The sequence below is a fragment of the Vibrio floridensis genome (assembly GCF_021852965.1).
In the GTDB taxonomy this organism is placed as follows: domain Bacteria; phylum Pseudomonadota; class Gammaproteobacteria; order Enterobacterales; family Vibrionaceae; genus Vibrio; species Vibrio floridensis.
Window position 1 is genome coordinate 74789 of sequence record NZ_JAKGCY010000001.1, and the last position, 18465, is coordinate 93253.

The 18465-nt window shown below is 48.0% G+C and carries 17 protein-coding genes; 3 read left to right on the forward strand and 14 right to left on the reverse strand.

The annotated features are described in order from the left end of the window. Nucleotides 1-45: 45 nt before the first annotated feature. The 3 genes from LZU85_RS00335 to gltS (LZU85_RS00345) all read right to left on the reverse strand — a co-directional run bounded on the left by LZU85_RS00335 (nucleotide 46) and on the right by gltS (LZU85_RS00345) (nucleotide 3814). A complete protein-coding gene (locus tag LZU85_RS00335) occupies nucleotides 46-912 on the reverse strand; it encodes a glycerol kinase (protein WP_176297795.1) in 867 nt (288 codons plus the stop codon). A 155-nt stretch (nucleotides 913-1067) separates the two neighbouring features. Further along, on the reverse strand, nucleotides 1068-2294 hold the full coding sequence (gene gltS, locus LZU85_RS00340) for a sodium/glutamate symporter (protein ID WP_237286068.1): 1227 nt from the start codon (nucleotides 2292-2294) through the stop codon (nucleotides 1068-1070). Nucleotides 2295-2587: 293 nt separating this feature from the next. Continuing rightward, nucleotides 2588-3814 carry a sodium/glutamate symporter gene (gene gltS, locus LZU85_RS00345; RefSeq protein ID WP_237286069.1) on the reverse strand — a complete coding sequence of 409 codons (1227 nt, stop codon included), beginning with the start codon at nucleotides 3812-3814 and terminating at the stop codon, nucleotides 2588-2590. A gap of 622 nt (nucleotides 3815-4436) precedes the next feature. On the opposite strand from gltS (LZU85_RS00345), the gene LZU85_RS00350 reads away from it, so the two are divergent. Both LZU85_RS00350 and LZU85_RS00355 read left to right on the forward strand, forming a co-directional pair. Then, nucleotides 4437-5228, forward strand: coding sequence for a DUF4344 domain-containing metallopeptidase (locus tag LZU85_RS00350; RefSeq protein ID WP_237286070.1), 792 nt, complete (start codon nucleotides 4437-4439; stop codon nucleotides 5226-5228). A gap of 217 nt (nucleotides 5229-5445) precedes the next feature. Further along, complete coding sequence (locus LZU85_RS00355; RefSeq protein WP_176297799.1) at nucleotides 5446-7107, forward strand: methyl-accepting chemotaxis protein; 1662 nt, start codon at nucleotides 5446-5448, stop codon at nucleotides 7105-7107. 87 nt (nucleotides 7108-7194) lie between these two features. Here LZU85_RS00355 and LZU85_RS00360 read toward each other — a convergent pair whose 3' ends face one another. From LZU85_RS00360 to LZU85_RS00395, 8 genes are all read right to left on the reverse strand, one after another. Beyond that, on the reverse strand, nucleotides 7195-7965 hold the full coding sequence (locus tag LZU85_RS00360; protein ID WP_176297800.1) for a response regulator: 771 nt from the start codon (nucleotides 7963-7965) through the stop codon (nucleotides 7195-7197). Beyond that, entirely contained in the window at nucleotides 7962-8963 is a 1002-nt protein-coding gene (locus tag LZU85_RS00365) for a sensor histidine kinase (protein WP_419795953.1), read from the reverse strand. The genes LZU85_RS00360 and LZU85_RS00365 overlap by 4 nt, the downstream gene beginning before the upstream one ends. Before the next feature lie 81 nt (nucleotides 8964-9044). Continuing rightward, complete coding sequence (locus tag LZU85_RS00370) at nucleotides 9045-10379, reverse strand: hypothetical protein (RefSeq protein WP_176297921.1); 1335 nt, start codon at nucleotides 10377-10379, stop codon at nucleotides 9045-9047. An 18-nt stretch (nucleotides 10380-10397) separates the two neighbouring features. Next, entirely contained in the window at nucleotides 10398-11174 is a 777-nt protein-coding gene (locus tag LZU85_RS00375) for an outer membrane lipoprotein-sorting protein (RefSeq protein ID WP_237286072.1), read from the reverse strand. Further along, nucleotides 11167-12432 carry an ABC transporter permease gene (locus LZU85_RS00380; protein ID WP_176297803.1) on the reverse strand — a complete coding sequence of 422 codons (1266 nt, stop codon included), beginning with the start codon at nucleotides 12430-12432 and terminating at the stop codon, nucleotides 11167-11169. Before LZU85_RS00380 ends, LZU85_RS00375 begins: the two co-directional genes overlap by 8 nt. Next, entirely contained in the window at nucleotides 12420-13115 is a 696-nt protein-coding gene (locus LZU85_RS00385) for an ABC transporter ATP-binding protein (RefSeq protein WP_176297804.1), read from the reverse strand. The genes LZU85_RS00380 and LZU85_RS00385 overlap by 13 nt, the downstream gene beginning before the upstream one ends. A gap of 9 nt (nucleotides 13116-13124) precedes the next feature. After that, a complete protein-coding gene (locus LZU85_RS00390; RefSeq protein ID WP_237286073.1) occupies nucleotides 13125-13793 on the reverse strand; it encodes a hypothetical protein in 669 nt (222 codons plus the stop codon). Between the two features lie 167 nt (nucleotides 13794-13960). Continuing rightward, nucleotides 13961-14905 (reverse strand): LysR family transcriptional regulator, encoded by a 945-nt coding sequence (locus tag LZU85_RS00395; RefSeq protein ID WP_237286074.1) that lies wholly within the window; start codon nucleotides 14903-14905, stop codon nucleotides 13961-13963. 39 nt (nucleotides 14906-14944) lie between these two features. Here LZU85_RS00395 and LZU85_RS00400 point away from each other — a divergent pair, with 39 nt between their 5' ends. Further along, on the forward strand, nucleotides 14945-15190 hold the full coding sequence (locus tag LZU85_RS00400; RefSeq protein ID WP_017791387.1) for a DUF2798 domain-containing protein: 246 nt from the start codon (nucleotides 14945-14947) through the stop codon (nucleotides 15188-15190). A 35-nt stretch (nucleotides 15191-15225) separates the two neighbouring features. Here LZU85_RS00400 and LZU85_RS00405 read toward each other — a convergent pair whose 3' ends face one another. The 3 genes from LZU85_RS00405 to LZU85_RS00415 form a co-directional block, all read right to left on the reverse strand. Further along, the gene (locus LZU85_RS00405; protein WP_015727328.1) at nucleotides 15226-15942 is read right to left on the reverse strand and encodes a YebC/PmpR family DNA-binding transcriptional regulator; all 717 of its coding nucleotides are present in this window, start codon (nucleotides 15940-15942) and stop codon (nucleotides 15226-15228) included. Nucleotides 15943-16072: 130 nt separating this feature from the next. Next, the gene (locus LZU85_RS00410; protein WP_176297807.1) at nucleotides 16073-16282 is read right to left on the reverse strand and encodes a DUF3283 family protein; all 210 of its coding nucleotides are present in this window, start codon (nucleotides 16280-16282) and stop codon (nucleotides 16073-16075) included. Nucleotides 16283-16510: 228 nt separating this feature from the next. Beyond that, a complete protein-coding gene (locus LZU85_RS00415) occupies nucleotides 16511-18442 on the reverse strand; it encodes an ATP-binding protein (protein ID WP_237286075.1) in 1932 nt (643 codons plus the stop codon). Nucleotides 18443-18465: the final 23 nt, after the last annotated feature.

Consider the following 18465-nt stretch of genomic DNA (forward strand, 5'->3'; position numbering starts at 1 on the left):
GACTTCACAGCATCAAGCAACGCAAGCCTCCCTGATACGCGCTCTCTAATAGGCTTTAATGCCAAACGGCCTTAATCGTTTAGGCAATAGCTCATCTAAGCTTTCTAGCTCACTCTCTTCCACTTCAATTAAGTGGAAATGATGCGCCTGGTATATCTCACGGATCTTGGCTTTGCTCGCCTCTGGCATACCGCTGTTAGCACTCTCCCAGTATTGGAGATAAACTTTTCCAGCTGGCAAATAGAAATCACAGATCACGTCTTCTTCGATCGGTAACTGGCGGCCATACGCGTGTACCACACCTGCCATATAAAGCCAGTTATCGATGATTAACTCTCCTTTTGAGCGCACATAGTGACCATCTAAGGTTCGATGCTTTGCTTCAAATTTTTGTCGAAAACTAGAGTAGGATTTGTCTGTCGCATGCGACTCGGCATCGTGACCTAAAAACTCGATCACGGACTGCTTCAGACGTTTATTGCGGCTTATCGAATCATGCCAGAGCAAATAATAAGGATGGCTATCTCCATCACCTTTCTGCATGCCACCAGCGCGAATCCCAGATTCCGTGACTTCCCAACCTTGATCACTTTTTGCCATCCAACCGAGCTCACTGAGTAGTTGGTTGACCTTTTTAGCATTTAAGCCCAGTTGTTCACCAATCTGCGTGGCACTTAGTCGCTTTCCCTTAGTGGATGTCAGCTCAATATGCAGGTTTACAGGCCAGACGATAAACTGTCCGAATTTTGGGTGATCAACGTACTCACCACCAAATCGAGCGCCCAGTTCGGTTAAAATCCATTTGTCACCCACTCGGCTGATGTAACCAGCACGGCTAAGGTCAGTAAAGAGCTGAGCGGCTTCCAAGCTACGCATTTTGGCCAACGCTGTGGTTGAGATTTTATCTGTCATGGCCGCCTCCATTCTCTTTTGCTGCTAAAGCTCACATGATGACCGCCATTCTAGCTCAAATTTTCAACAAACGCAGTGACTAACCTTTTGTTTTGTCGGAAGGAAATCGCGGTGTGGCTCCCACCGCGATGCTGCGTATATGAGTAGAAAGTTAATTACGCTAAAAATGCAATAAAGCTCTGAAGAATCAGCATATTAACAAGATCTATAAAGAAGGCCCCAACAATCGGCACCACCAGAAACGCCTGAGGTGAAGGGCCAAAGCGGCTAACAATAGACCCCATGTTCATCACCGCAGTGGGGGTCGCGCCTAAACCAAAACCACAATGCCCACTGGCAATCACCGCGCTGTCGTAGTTTTTACCCATCAACTTGAAGGTGACAAAATAGCTAAACAGAACCATAGCCAAAGACTGAATGGAGAGGATCAGCAGAAAAGGCAGTGCAAGATCAAAGATGTTCCATAGTTTTAGACTCATCAACGCCATGGCCAAAAACAGTGAGAGCGAAACAGTACCGAGCATATCCACCGTTTCTAAATCCAACTTTCTCACTTTGGTGAGCTCAAGGAAGTTGGTCACAAACACACCCAGCAACAGCGCGTAAACAAAATCAGGGATCATCAACCATGCAATCTCTAACTGGTTGACCCATTGAGACAAATATCGCGCGCCAATCACACACAGAAACATCAGCGCTAGGCTTTCAATCACCTTCTTCGCCGTAACTTTGTCTTCTTCGTTTTCGTTGTACGTCACCAAATCAGCAAAACGTTGGTGGGCTTGCAACTCTCGGCCATATTCCGATTCAAGCTGGTGTTTGTCCACCAAACGCTGCGCCACAGGGCTACCGAGAATTCCCCCCATCACTAAACCAAATGTCGCCGAGGCCATCGCGATTTCTAAAGCATTCTCTAATCCATAGCTTTGTGCAAAGGTGTTCGACCAGGCCGCCCCCGTTCCGTGTCCACCAGAGAGCGTAATAGAACCAGCAATTAAGCCTAGTAAGGGATCGAGCCCCAAAAGGGTGGCAAGAGAAACACCAATTCCGTTTTGCACCACAATATAGACCGATGCAATCAGCAAAAAGATCACCACTTTCATACCACCTTTAAGCAGTTGCTTGTAGTTGGCGGCCAAACCTACGGTCGCAAAAAACATCAACATAAACGTCTTTTGCAGCGGTAAGTCAAAGTCAAAAGTGATGCCATTAAAGTGGGCAAGGGTGATCACCAAGGCCACCACTAAGCCGCCGACAATCGGCTCTGGGATGTTAAAACGTTTGAGGATCGGAATTTGGCCATTAATAAAGTGACCAAGAAACAATACGCCAACGGCGATGAGAAAGGACTCCTGCGGACCAACAGAAACAACACTATTCATAAAACCTCTTTTGTTGTGGCATGAGTGACTTAATCACGCACCACTCCCTCTGGTTCACTCTCCACGCAATTGTGATGGCAAAAGAAAGGGCAAACGTTAAGCGAAGTGATGGTCATTGAGACAACGCGCGTTATTTTGAAAAGAGGCCAGTGTGCCGTCCAACTGAGAAATGTCACTGATGCATCCATGTAAAATTCTCACATAAAGAGAATAACTATGACATTAGTGCATGATTATCTCACCAAGTGAGAAAGACTTAATAAAAATGGGAGCTCATCAGGCTCCCATTTTCTTCAACCGATAAAGGATATAAATCCCTGCAACACGATTAAATTAACAATATCAATAAAAAAGGCTCCGACGATGGGCACCACCATAAAGGCCTGAGGCGAAGGACCAAAACGATTCACGATTGACCCCATGTTCATCACCGCAGTTGGCGTCGCACCTAGGCCAAAACCACAATGACCACCCGCAATCACCGCCGCATCGTAGTTACTGCCCATCACTTTAAACGTCACATAGTAAGTAAACAGCGCCAACACCACCGATTGCACCGCTAAGATCACCAAAAATGGAATCGCCAGATCGAAGATGTTCCACAGCTTCAAGCTCATTAGCGCCATCGCCAAAAACAGCGACAACGACACCGTACCGAGCATATCGACGGTTTCAGCGTCTAACTTACGGATTTTCGTCACTTCAAGGAAGTTGGTGATGATGACACCGATAAACAGCGCATAGACAAAGTCTGGAATCATCAACCATTTGATTTCATAGGTGCTGACCCACTGTTCAACGTACTTGGCGCCGGTCACACAAATGATCAGGAAGAACAGCTTCTCAATCACTTTCTTTGCCGTCACCTTATCCTCTTCGTATTCGTTGTAAGTCACCAGTTCAGGGAATTTTTCGTGGGTTTTTGAACCTCGGCCATACTCGGACTCGACGTTGTGCTTGTCGACCAAACGCTGCGCCACTGGGCTACCAATCAGGCCGCCGATGATCAAACCGAACGTCGCGGAGGCCATCGCGATTTCAAGCGTGTTGGACATGCCATAGTTATCTGCGAACGTTTGCGACCACGCTGCGCCAGTTCCATGCCCCCCGGAAAGCGTAATGGAGCCCGCGATCAGGCCCATTAACGGATCCAGGCCCAGCATACTCGCCAGCGAAACACCCACGCCATTTTGAATCACGATGTACACCGACGCCACCGCCAAAAACAGGAACACTTTGGCACCACCTTTGAGCAATTGGGTGTAGTTTGCCGCCAAACCCACCGTCGAGAAAAACATCAGCATAAAGGTATTTTGCAAGGGCAAGTTGAATTCCAAATCGATGCCACGGAAATGCAAAATCGTAATGATACAGGCGACAATCAAACCACCAACAATGGGTTCGGGAATATTGAATTTTCTTAGGATGGGGAGTTTGGCATTAATAAAATGCCCTAAAAACAGCACGCTAATCGCCACTAAAAAAGATTCCAGTGCACCGACCGTGATTAAATGATTCATACAACCTCTTCATCTCAGACTCTTTATCTTCCTTAATATCAGAGTGTTAGTATTTTGCTTTTGAACGTCAGTTACTGCATCGTCTAATGCGCTGCCAACTAAGGTGAAACACCAGTCTAAACGGGGTATAGGCAGCGAGTACAAGCCATCTGGTTAGGCTCAAGGGATGGAAGGCGATCATTGGGTGATGTCTCAAACACCCTTTGCAAGCTTCCAAAATACAAAAGGAGCTATTTCTAGCTCCCTAATCGATGAGTGGCCAATCTGTACGACAAACATTCCGTTACGGTATACAGATGCCTCGACGCCATAACTGGCATTCAAAATCCTCTTCCATTTTGCCTCTATTTGCCGCGCTTTTTTCGTTCCTGACGGTTTCCTCTATCGACAAACTGCCGACAACTCGGAGCGAGCACCTAAACTGGCAAAGGGCGGATTGTTGAGCTTTACTCTACAACAGTGGCCAAAATGGAAGCGGACTATAACATAAATCGACGAAAATGTCCGATCTTGGTCAAAGTTTCCAACAATCAGACTGTATATCACCCAAATTCACTGATTAAACAGAACCATTTAGCATAAACATGAAACACACATTCAGCCTCAGTTGAAAGGAAAAATCATGAAACATCCTTACCCTTCTTGCCAGAAAAAACGCTGGCCACTCAGTCTATTACTGGCGGCTTGTTTTAGCGCTGGGGCGCTTGCCGAATCCATTCAAATCCTCTACCCCAAGCAAGTTACCAAACAAGAGCAGACGATTATCGATACACTCGAGTCTTCTCAAATCAATACAAGCCTGCTCGATCTTTCGCATTCGCTCTTTCCGTTCAAAAAGACCCTAACCGTCAGCTATGGTGGCGATCGAGGCCCACTGTATGATCCCGAAACGCACACCGTGCACATCCCTTTTTCGTTTTACACCGAGTCACTCGATTATTTCCGTAAAAATGAGTATCAAAAAAACTATGGAAAAAGCGCGGAAAGCGGTGCGATCAACACCATGCTGCATACCCTACTTCATGAAGCTGGCCACGCCTACATTGCCGATCAAAACATCGCCATTTTGGGCAAAGAAGAAGACGCCGTTGACAACTTCGCCACCTTACTACTGGTCGATTACGTCGAAAATGGCGATGAGATTGCCATCAGCGCAGCAGACATGTTTGCTTTTGAGTCAGAAGACAAACCCGAATATTACGATCTCGATGAATACATTGATGAACACAGCTTTGATTTGCAGCGCTACTTTGCCACGCTCTGTTTGGTCTATGGCAGCAATCCTGAGCGACACCCAAACCTGCTTGATGAAATAGAAAAAGAGTACCGCCAAGAACGCACCGAGTTTTGCCAAATTAATTATCAAACGTTGAGTGAAAACTGGCATCGTTATTTAAAAACGGCCAATCACTAACCCTTTGTTGGTAGGAAACAATCCGCTTTGTGTTTTGATCAGACAGAGAAATCATGATGTAAAACAAAATAGCAACAAACTCATTCTTTTTATTTCATAAAGACATTCAATTTCACATTCCCTTTGGAAAGGATTGGCTAAGCTTAAAGCATGATTATCGCCTCCATTTACTATGCTAATCCGCCCGCCAATGCGGTTGTAACGCAAGGAAGTTGTTATGAACTTAACCATAAGACAAAGATTGTATGTTCTTTCAATCGTGCCCGTTTTAACGATCGCACTTGGGATGATGTGGTTTACCTACTTGAAAACCACGTCGTTTAATCAACAGCAAGTTGAAATCACACGCGACAATATGATGCGGATGAAAAAAGAAGAACTGAAGAACTACCTCCAGCTTGCAAAATCATCGGTTCAAACCTTTCTCGACAACAAGGCATCGTTAGAAGAAGCACTGCCAACACTCCGTTTGCTGGAGTTTGGCGATTCTGGTTATGTCTTTGGTTATGACTCCAAAGGGACGCGGATTGTTATCGGTAAGAGTACTCAAGGCATCGGTGAAAATTTCATTAATATGCAGGATAAAAAAGGCAACTATTTAATCAAAGATTTGATTGATAATGCCAGAAAAGGCGAGTTCACCACCTACTACTTCCCTAAACCAGGACAAAGTACGCCGCTCCCCAAACTTAGCTACTCGATTTATATCCCACAATGGGACCTTACTTTGGGGACCGGGTTTTACACGGATGATATCGATGTACTCATCACCCAAATGGAAGAGAGTGCGCACCAAGCACTGGAAGATACGCTGACATCCATCGGCCTGTTTTGTGTCGCCATCGCTATTCTTGTTGGTATTGTTGCTGTTTTTATTAACCGCAGCATTATGCGACCGCTGGAAATGTTTGATGAATCGATTCGCTCCTTTGCCAGTGGTGACGCCGATTTGACCGCACGCATGGAAGATTTCAGCGTGCCAGAGTTCAAGCAACTGAGTCAAAACTTCAACAAATTCGTGGCGAGCTTGCAAAATATCATCCGTAGCGTCACGGAAGTTGGACAAGACGTGGTTAGCGAAACCGACAAAATGTCTCGCCGTGCAACCGAAGTGGATCACATCGCAGCGGGCCAACGTGAGGAAACCGAACAAGTGGCCACCGCCATGACGGAAATGACCACTACCGCGACTGAGATTTCCAGCAACGCCAGCCAAGCAGCGCAAGCAGCACGTTATGCGGAAGAGAATGCCCATGAAGCACAGACCATCGTCAACTCTGCGGCTTCGTCGGTACGAGAGCTCGCAAGTGAAGTATCGAAAGCCAATGATGTCATTTCTCGCCTCGAGGGCGATGTGAAAAACATTTCCTCCTCTTTGGAAGTGATTCAAGACATTGCAGAGCAAACCAACTTGCTGGCATTGAACGCCGCTATTGAGGCGGCACGCGCTGGCGAACAAGGCCGTGGTTTTGCGGTGGTGGCCGATGAAGTTCGCAAACTCGCCAGCCGAACACAAGACAGCACGGGTGAAATTCATCAGATGATTAATCAGTTGAAAGCCGCTTCTGATGCGGCGGTGAAAGCGATGGATGCCAGCCAAGCTCGTGGTGAAAGTACGGTGGAAGAAGCCAACGCCGCTGCCGCTGCGTTACTAAAAATCATTGATTCCATTGGCACCATCATGGATATGAACTCTTTAATTGCAACCGCAACGGAAGAGCAAAGTATTGTGGGTCAGGAAATTTCAGAGCGGATCGTGGTGATTTCAGATCAAAGTAGCCAATCGGCTGACTTGGCCAACCAAAACCGCCAAGGCAGCCAAAGTTTGAACAAGAAAGCACACCAGCTTTCCGATCTCGTTGGTCGCTTTACCGTGTAATTATCGACGTGACAAAGACTTAACAGGGCAGTCTTACTGCCCTGATTTATCTTCAGTTTACACTGTAAAAGTGCACATTACGGACGTTTACATCCCTTTAAACAAATGCTGAGATCCACGGCTCACCGGCAGTTTTTGCTCGCCAACGCAGACGACGAGGCGACCAGTAAAATCTTTCTGTACTTTCTTAATTGCAGCCACATTCACCACAGAAGCGCGATGAATCTGCCAAAATTGCGCCGGATCTAGCTGGGCGAGCAGTTCTTTCAATGACATGCGGATCAAAAACTCTCTATTCTGCTTACTGTGAACAACCACGTATTTTTCATCCGCTTTGAAATAGAGCACATCGGCGACTGAGATCAGGTGAATTTCTTCCCCAGATGCCGCGCGAATCCATTGTAAATACTGAGGTTGTGATTGAGGTGTTGAAATGAGTTGCAGCTGCGCCAATAAGGCACCGATATCAGGCGCTGGCGTGGTTTGTTGCCGAGTTTGAATACGCTGGCACGTTTCCAGCAGCCGCTTTTCATTGAGCGGCTTCATCAAATAGTCAATGGCCTGTTGCTCAAACGCTTTGACCGCATATTCATCGTATGCGGTCACAAACACAATCATCGGGCAATAATCGCTTCTATTAAGCTGCTTTGCCACCGCCATACCATCTAGTTCGGGCATACGAATGTCAAGGAACACCACATCCGGTTTCAGCGTCGCTATCGATGTCAGCGCTTGCTGCCCATCGCCAACCAATGCCACCACTTCCAGCTCAGGCCAAACATCGGCCAACAAACGATTCAAATGATGGCGCAATAGCGGTTCATCATCCGCGATCATCGCGGTCATCCGACTCGTCACGATGTAAACTCCTTTGGTATCTGAATCACAGCGCAAACTCCGCTTGGCTGTCCTTCTAGGATCGATAAGCTCGCCTTATCCGCGAATAAGGTCTCCAAGCGCTGTTTGATGTTGCTCAACCCAATGCCACTGCCTCGAGTATCTCCTTGGCCAAATCCCACGCCTGTATCGAGAATTTGAATAACAATGCTTTGGTCGCTCTGTTTGACCGAAACGTCCACTCGCCCCCCTGCCGCTTTCGGTTCGATGCCGTGAGTAATGGCATTTTCTACCAGCGGTTGAATCAGCATCGGGGGGATAAAACGTGATTTTAACCCCTCTTCACAATCGATGTGGAATGCTAGCCGCTCACCCAAACGAATTTGTTGAATCGACAAATAGGCTTCCAACACTTCCAGTTCACTCGATAGTGAGGTGGTTTCTTCACGAGAACTCTTCAACGTTGAACGTAATAGTTCCGTTAAACGCGTTAACATCAGCTCAGCTTTGGGAACATCATAACGCATCAAAGCACTGATGTTGGCCAGCGTGTTAAACAGGAAATGAGGTTCAATTTGACTTTGTAATTGCTTCAGCTGGCTCATCAGCAGGGCGCGCTCTTGCTCTGCTTTTTCCCGTTTCATCACTTCAAGATCATGCGCGGCGATCATCTGCATCTCTTTCGAATGAAAATAGAAATAGCACATGCCGCTAAACAACAACCCCATCAGCCCCACAGGCACCATATCGGTGATGCCAAAGTAATCTCCCACCCAAAAACGGGCATTGAGAATACCAAACAACAGGCAGGCGGTCAGAGACAGGAGGATCTCAGCATTGCGCGGGATCATGGGGAACAGGCGTTCAATCAACCACGAGAAAAACAGCGCTGAATGTCCAAAGCCAAAACTAATGATGAGATGCACATAATAAGGCCCCCCCCACAGGGAGAACGTCAGCACCGACACAAAGAGACAAAAGACAGTCGTGACTAAAAACGCTTTCAACCAGCCGCACATCTGGCTACGTTCGTTTAAATCGGACAAGGTAGCGCATGAGTCCGACTCTACTGAGCTCTTCGGAATGCGAGAGAAAAACATCTAAAACCTCCCTTTTAGATTGAAGACCATCATATGCTTATCCTCAATTTGAGCATAAGTAGATTGGCTATCGCCGACCAAAAAGCGTGCAGCAAATTCCAATTCCACACTATATAGTCCAGTATCAAGCCATTGATAGTTGATCCATTGAGTCGCTATCACACCACCATCTTGTGGTGAAAAGAGTACGTCTAAGGTTGGGGTGATATCCGCTAACCATTGCGCATTGTTCACTCCATGCCACGCCATCCAAGCATTACTGTCCCAGCGCCAATGAAACATTATGTTGTGTTGAACTAAGTTGGCGTGTTGCAATCCTTGAGCGTAACTGGCCGCCAGTGGTGATGTGAGGGGTTGTTGCTTAAGTTGACGCGATCGCTCCATCGCCATCTGCCACTCATCATCTGACCAAGCGCGGCTATCGTACCAATATTCCAACAACACACTGTGGCCACTTTGTGTCGACCAGTTCACTCCCATCAAAAATTGCCATGCTTCTCCATCTTCCCCAACGTCAACGGGTTTAAGCATCTCATCCGGAATTTGATAGGTGACGCTTTGATGCTGCCATAGTAAAGAACCATGTAATGAGAGTGCGTCGCTGTAAACGGTGCGAGCACTACCGCCGAGGGCTCCTTTACGCACGTTGTCATAATACGCCAACCACTGCCATTCCGTGTCGTCGACGAGCTGAAATCGACGTAGCCCCGCTCCTTGCTGCGCAGTCGCTTTATCCAATGCGCTCTGCGTCATTTGCGTCCAACTCGAATCGCTCGCGATGACGCTCCATTCACCTTGCTGATCATAGTGAGAGAGCATGAAAACGCCGGCGCCCTCTTCCGCCACCAGCTTGATAGGGTTTTGTCGGTAAGGCTTGAAGAGATCGAGCGGCCGGTAACCATAACCCACTCCCCAATCTACTTGCAGTTTCCCCACGCTGACATCCAAGCTTTGTTCACCAACTTGCCACTCCCCTTGCCAGGCCAACTCGCGTACGATCCACTGCGTATCGCGATCCTTCCACCACATCGCTTCCGATTCGCTCTCTAAATACAAATCTTGCGCGTAGATCGCCACCGCGCTAGTCAAATGGCCACTCGAGAATGCGTAGCCAAGTTGCAAGTCCAGCAGACCATTGAGTCGATGACGCTGCTCCGATGACGCACGGACAAACGTGCTCTCTCGTAACTTGGCAGATTCGTAGCTAAGTGCCCAATCCCACTCTGCGTTTATCTCGTTTGCGGCACACAAGTTTGATAGCGAGAGTGATAGCAACGCCAGTGACGCGCTAAAAACCGGATGTCTGCACAAACTGAAATGCGATTTATCCTTCATCACCACAGTTGTTCTCCATCAGAATTGTACTGAGCTCGCTTTGGGCAAATAACTTGGGTTGTAAAACTTATCTTCAAGCTGCCAAGATTGAATATCTTGGTACTCAATCACGGTTTTCTTCGCTGGCTGAATATGATCGAGCAACGTCATTTCCGTCACGCTCGGCTCCCCGTTGCGCTCGCCACGTGTAAACCATGCCTGCTTGGCTAACTTGCCAGAGCGAAGATAAAGATCCGCTTTGAGGGGAAAATCCTCTTGCTCTGTTAACCACAAATCAATCAACTGATAACTGGCTCCCGTTGTTTTTGCGGTCAATTGTAGACGTTGTGTTGCAACACTCTCACCCTGAAGCCCGAGGACCTTTTCACTTGCGACCCATTTGCCTTGATAATCCTCGCTCCAAGTGAGGGTTGAAATGTCCCCTACCGACGCTTCTCCCAGCAGTTTCTGCATTGGCGTAATGCGAATCGGTCGACGGCTTTTTGGCATTTGTAACCAGTAGTTATCTTGCAGCATCAACATCTTTTGCCCAGCCTCCACGGCCGACTTAAAAATGACCAGTGATTCGCGGTTTGGCCGGGTGTATACGTGGTATTCGCGAGTTTTGTCGAGCTCGCCATTTTCGTACAGGCTCACCAATGAGATCACTCGTGCCGATTCTTCTTTTAATCGATAGTCGTCTGCTTTCTTGATCATGCTTTCGACATTGAGTTGATCCGGCTGAGCGAAGAGTGGAGCACAGAGCAGGGTCAAACTTAGCACCGCGGATTGGGTTAGGGTTGGTAAACTAAACATAAGTGAGTGCCTCGGTAATCGGTTTGTGGACGCCTTTGCGGGCAGAAAGAAACGCAGCCGCTAAGCAGATAACCAACACGCCTGCGGTGGCCATCAGAACCAGTTCAAATGAAAAATAGACCATCAATGGGTAGCCATCGCTGCGCCCTGGAGGAGGTGGCATTTGTACATCCACCACCATTAAAAGCAGTGAAATAGCACCACTGGCTAGCGCACCAACAAGGCTCCCCAGCAAAGCCAATAGCCCCGCTTCACGTAAGAAGCCAATGATGATGTCGCGCGGGTAGCTGCCCAGAGCCGATAAGGTACCAATTTCGCGAGTTCGCTCAGTGACCGACATGGTCATGGTATTGAACAGTGCCACGAACACCACCAGCCCCATCACCGCCCCCATGATGCCGAAAATACGGTCATACAGATCTTTCACTTTCTGATAGAAGAAGGCCCGCTCTTGCCAAGGCGTCAATTCCAACTCTTGAGAGAATTGACTCAGCAAAGCCGACAAGTGCTGCTGCACGGCTGCGGTTTTTTCGGTCTCAAACAGGAACACCGAAATCACACTCACTTTGTCTGTTGCCAGCAGCGATTGCGCACTGTCAATGTGGATGTAAAGCTGGCGCTTATCCAACTCAGGCACCCCCGTTGCGTAGAGACCACGCACCTTGAAGTCGTATGCATTGAGAGCTCCGTCCGTGGTGGTGGCCAACAGGGTAATCCAATCCCCCACCGTCACGTTGAGATTTCGCGCCAGATCCATCGCCAACATCACTTCCGGTTCCGCCGGATCGTAGCGTTGTCCTCGTGGGTTGGATAACGTCTTACCTTCTCGAACATCGAGAAAGGGCCCTTTCATATCAAATTCACGATCATTTACACCAATGCCGACAAAAATCGCCGACTTACTGCCGTTGGAAATGAGACCATTGAATTCTATTCTCGGCTGCACACCACGCACCTCATTGAGGCCAATGACGCTGGCAATAAGGTCGTCCGGCTGGCTTAAGCCATTGCTCAGAGGCATCTCTTCTTCTTTAGTAAAAAAGCCCGGCGTACTGATGGTAATGTGGCCAGTGTCTCTTGCCGTTGACTCTTTCAAACTGTCGTAGGTGTACAAACCAAACCCACCCGCACTGGTCAACGCGAATACCGCAATGGCAATGATCAGAACAGACAACAAGCTGCGGCGACCATTGCGTTTTAGGTTGAGCCACGCCAAGCGCAGCGAATCAGGAAACAGACGTGCAACTAACTGGCCCATGAGATCACCTCCGGCTCGTGATGCTGACGCAAGCGGCCATCCAATAGTTCAATAGTGCGATCGCAACGTGATGCCATTCGCCCATCGTGGGTGGCCACAACAAACGTGGTGGCCTGCTCATGGCCAAGTTGCTTCATGATGTCGATGACTAAGTTGGCCGTGACGCTATCTAGGCTGGCCGTCGGCTCATCGGCGATCACTAAGGCGGGTCGATGCACCAACGCCCGTGCAATGGCCACCCGTTGCTGTTGACCGCCAGAAAGCTGATCCGGCAAAGCATGTAAACTCTCCCCTAAACCAACACGTTCGAGCATTTCAGCCGCTAACTGACGCTGTTTGGCCTTATCAACACCATTGAGGTATAACGGGTACGCCACGTTCTCTAGTGCCGTCATCACGGGCACAAGATTGAATTTTTGGAAGATAAAGCCGAGCTTTTCGCGTCGAAGTTTTGCCGCTTGATAGGCCGAGCGAGGGTAATCATCGCCATGCAGCGTCACTTGCCCGCGGTACTGCATGTCAAGCAACCCTAGAATGTTGAGTAACGTGCTTTTCCCGGACCCCGAAGGGCCACAAAGCGCCACCATTTCGCCCTGAAGAATTTCCCCACTCACCTCTTGTAGCGCAGGCACTTCCACCTGACCAAGCTGATAATGCCGTTGTACGTTGGCAAACTGAATCATAGTGCCTCCTCAACCTTGACTGTTCACTTGGGCTTGAGCTGCGCGCGTATCAAGGTTATCGCGATCAATATTCTCCATTTCGCTCAGCCATGATTTAGCCTGTGGTAAATCCTCAGCTCGTAGTGCCGCTTGAATGGCATAGCGGTAGATCCAAGAGGTGGCAGCAAAAGGTTGATGCTGAAACTCGGGCTCAGCGAGCAGATCCAAATAGAGCTCGTAACCGCGCTCGAAGTGATTGAACATATCGGGCAAAGAGGTAAACGTGGCGGCCGCCATGGCACGGGCAAGGTAGCCCTCTGGCAACCCTTGAATGCGCTGCTGTTCACTGAGTGATGCTGGCAAGGTGTTTAGCATACCAAGCCCTTTAGAGATGGTTGCCAATCCCTCTTCCGTAAACTTCATTTTGTTCCATGGTAAGAAGGCATCACGGCCTTGCAGTGTTTGTGTGCTACCGAGATACACCAATGACAAGGGTTTCGCCCCTTCTCGCGCAATTAAGGCATTCAACTGGTCGTAGACACTATCAGCAAGCCCACTTTCCCCATCTGCAGCCAAGTTGTACTGGTTAATCAGGCTTTGATCAGGATTGGCTAACACAGCAGGCGATATTAGCGATGTTAAAAGCGCAGTAGAAAGTAGCAAACGGGTCACCAACGTTTTCTTATTCATAAGCATCATCAGGGTATCCTTTTCTTTGATTGACGATGACAGAATAAATGCACTAAAACCCCTATGCAGGGGTTTGCGACCAACGGAAAAATAACGGGATAAAGGGTCGATATTGGAGACAAACGGATTAAGCGCACAATGAAGTGCGCGTTAGCTTGAAAGAAGGGGCAGATGCGCTAGGGGCGCGCTCGGAACTCGGCTTGTTGTACTTTCTCTAACAGTGCTTCAATCAGCAAGGTTAACGCTTTTGGCTGATAGGCACGTTGGCGATAAACCAGATACGCTTGACGCATCCCACGGTGATATTCAGGCAGGACTCGGATCAACCCGCGGCTCGGGTCAACATGCCTTAAAGGCAATGAGGCCACTCCAAACCCTTGCTCTACCGCGCGGATCAACGCATTGATATCGTTCACCACCAGACGAGGCTGAGTGTCAATCATGGTGATCAATTGCTCGCCTTGGTATACCGGAATTTGCGTATCACGCGTCATCGATATCCAATCCAATGTCGCCATCTCTTCAGGAGTGGTGATGCTTCCCACTCGCGCCAAATACGCTTGGCTAACAAAAAAGGCGTGACGAGCATGAAAAAAAGGCCGGGCGATCATCTCGTCCATTCCTCGAATGTCGAACGTGATCACCAGATCTCGATCGGTTTCTGGCGTGGCGTATTCTTGGCTCAAGATCAGATCCAGTTTCACTTTGGGGTGATCACGCATGTACTGCTCGATGATTGGCCCCACAAAGTCACCATAAATACGATGTGGCATCACCACTTTCACTTTGCCTTCAACCCGCTCAGAGTGATGACGTAAATGCTGAAAACCGAACTCAATCTGCTCCATACCACTACTCAGCTGTGCAAAGGCTTCTCGCCCCGTTTGAGTAGGCAGTAACTCTCGACCACGCTTTTCCAATAATCGCAGCCCTAAGCGTTCCTCTAATGCGGATAAACGGCGAGACATGGTCGAAACAGGCAAAGCCAGCTTACGTGACGCCGCCAACAGTGAACCTTCTTCCACCACGCAGCAGAAGAGATACAAGTCATCAATGTTTCCGAATATGGAATTCACGGTTCTCAATTTGCCTATTTTTTCCAAATATAGGCAAGTATACATTAGAGGCGAATAGAGACAGCAAGAAAGAGAGACGACTCAATGAAAAAAGATCTGCAATTTTGGCTTACCGCCATTTTGTCTTCACTGACGATGGCAGCGGTGATGTCGGGGCTTATTTCAGGCTATAAGATGGGATTTAGCACCGATTGGCCACCAATTTGGCTGGAGAGTTTCAGCTTCGCTTGGCCTTGCGCCTTGGTACTGAATCTCACTGTATTACCACAGGTGAGAAAAATGGCCACATGGCTGGCAAGTAAAGTGACGAGCCCACAAATCAGCGCATAAAAAAAACCGAGCTACTTGAGCTCGGTTTTTACATCTTACATTTCAGCGTTGTGGTAAACCTGCTGAACATCATCACAGTCATCCAGCATGTCTAGGAACTTCTGGAACTTTTCTGCGTCTTCTTCCGGCACAGGGCTGTAGTTCTGTGGAACGAAAGTGATCTCTTCAACATCGATAACCAAATCTGGGAACTCGGTGTTTAGCGCCGTTTTCACTTTGAAGAACTCAGTGTTTGGCGCGTAGATAGTGATCACACCATCTTCAAGCTCGATGTCAGTCACATCGCAATCCGCCATCATCAGCGCTTCTAGGAATGACTCTTCGTCGTCACCTTTGAACTGGAATACCGCTTGGTGATCGAACATGTGTGCAACCACACCAGGAGTACCGATTTTTGCACCTGTCTTCACAAAGCACTGACGAACGTCTTGGAAAGTACGGTTGCCGTTATCTGTTAGACAGTCAACGATCACGCTAATGCCACCTGGGCCAAAACCTTCGTAGCGAGCTGGTTGGTAATCTTCACCGCCACCGCCACTTGCTTTGTCGAGTGCTTTATCAATAACGTGTGATGGAACCTGATCTTTTTTCGCTTTCGTGATCAGGTGACGCAGTGACAAGTTCATGTCTGGGTCAATACCACCGTTTTTCGCACACACGTAAATTTCTTTACCGTATTTGGAATAAACTTTAATTTTTGCGCCTGCAGTTTTCGCCATAGAGGCTTTGCGCACTTCAAAACTTCTTCCCATCGGGATGTCTCTCTACATTTACATTTTTAACGCGAAGGATTTTAGCAAAAAGCGAAACCAATTCAATTTTCGCTCAGCTGAGGAATGGGGCACCGGTCACTTAAATAAAGGAAACAGGGCACAAATCGAGCTATGCCACTCCCATCACTCGTTTATATTTTTCGATCGATTGCTCAAAAGTCGCTTTTTCGCTGGGATCGGTTAACTTCTCGGCCTGCTTGATGATCGCTTCAGGGCCACATTTCGCTTCTTTCAATTGCCAGACTAAAAAGGAAGCTTGCTTATCCAGCTCAATTCGATTTTTTTCATCCGCAGGTAACAGTGAAAGATTAAACGACATGCATATCCTCGAACAATGTGTACTAAATTGGTGTACTAAAACATGACCACCTTGGCTGACCAATTGATTGGCACACGTCACGATAACGCGTTATCCAAGGCTATTTGAGTATAGCGGCGCAATATAGCATAAAAAGCCGCATCGGAAGAATAGAAATTTCACACCTAAAACGCGGGTAATCAACGCTGGCGTATCTCTAAGCGCCGATAGTGCGGTTGCTCGCGATCATTATCGTGGCGTTTTATGGCTTGAGGTCAACTCTTTCCCAAACGAGAGATAGCGGTTAACGACTTCTATCATTCGCTGCTGCGTGACGGGCTTGGCGATGAAGTCGGTCATGCCAACATCAAAACAACGTTGCTTGTCTTCCACAACCACATTCGCTGTCAGAGCGATGATCGGCACCACGCGGCTCCATGAATCTTTGGCTCTGAGCAGTTTGGTGGTCTCAAAACCATCCAGTACGGGCATCTGGCAATCCATGAAGATCAAACAATATTCTCGCTCGGCACACAGCTCAAGAGCCCTCATGCCGTCTTCCGCGATATCCACCACCAAACCGATTTTCTCTAACATCAACCTCGCTACTTTTTGGTTGATGAAGGTATCTTCCACCAGCAACACTCGTGGGCGATTTTTCGGTTCTTTTCTCTCTAACGACAAACGTTCCTGCGATTGAGGAGCAAGATCTTGAAAGTGCAGTACGTTACCTGGGGGCTGTTTGGTGAACAGCCCTTCGCCATCAATGCATGGCACGGTAAATTCAAAGCAACTGCCTAAACCCACCTCACTTTTGAGCGACAGGGTGCCCCCCATCAAATCCACCAAACGCAGTGAAATAGCGAGCCCTAAACCGGTGCCACCGTATTTGCGGGTGGTGCTGCCATCAGCTTGTTGAAAGCGTTCAAAAACGATCTCTTGTTTCTCTTTAGCGATACCAATACCCGAGTCAAAAATTTGAAAACGAATGTGCGTGTTCTGCTCCGCATCCGTCAATTTAGACACCACCAACTTAACATAGCCACGCTCGGTAAATTTGACCGCATTGCCCAGTAAGTTGTTGAGCACTTGCTTAAGATGTTTGCTATCCCCAGCCATTGAATGTGGCACCGCGTCTTCTAACTCCACCACAAATTGCAGATTTTTTGCATGGGCTTTCAAGCTGTAGATTGCACACATTTGTTCGACTAAGTCGCTTAAACAGAAAGGCTCTTGTTGAATGGTCATTCTGCCCGCTTCAATTTTCGAGAAATCGAGAATGTCGTTGATGATATCGAGCAACGATTCTGAGGAGTGGTTGATCATCTCAACATACTGCTGCTGCTCTTGTGACAGCGCCATCTCTTTGAGCAGTGAAGCGACCCCGATAATTCCGTTCATTGGCGTGCGAATTTCGTGACTCATGGTGGCCAAAAACTCACTTTTCTTCACGTTGGCGACTTCGGCTTGCTCTTTGGCAAGACGAAGATCAGCGTAGTTCTGACGCAGCCGTTCAATACTGGCGTTGTACTTTTTCTCCAGCAGCGAAATTTCATCATCAAACGCGCGGGTCGGAAGCCTTAGCCGACTGGGGGTTTCACCATCTTTAAAATCACTCACCGCTCTTGAAAGCAAAGAAACGGGTTTCACGATAAGATGGAGGGCGATGTAAATCACTCCGACCATCAAGAGGAAGGTTTTTATCGACTCTCCCAATAACAGCAGTCCGAACTTGCGCCACAGACCTAGGTACACCGCCTCTAAGTCGGAACGTACAATCAAGTTGGCCAACAAGTAGTTTTTACCGCTCAGTTGATATTCCATCGGCCAGCGCTGCTCAATAACGTTGTGCGCGTTATCAGATAATTCGCTAATTTGAACAATGACTTCACTGTCACTGGAGATCTCCACGGCATCCACAAACGGCAAAGTCACCATACCGTACACTTGTGATTCAAGATGCTGACGATCTTCCACCCACAAGCTTTCTGTTAGGCTGTGCAGATAACTTTGCTCCACCCAACTCAAATCCGCCTGTCGCTTTTTTAGCTCAAGCTTATAGTCCCAATACACGTTGAACGCTGTACTGACTAAGGTAAAAACCAAACTCAACAGGATTACAGCAATCATCAGCTGTTTGTCGATGCCCATCTGACGTCTGCTGTTCATATTTTTACTCATATGAAACTAGCGCCTTACTTAAC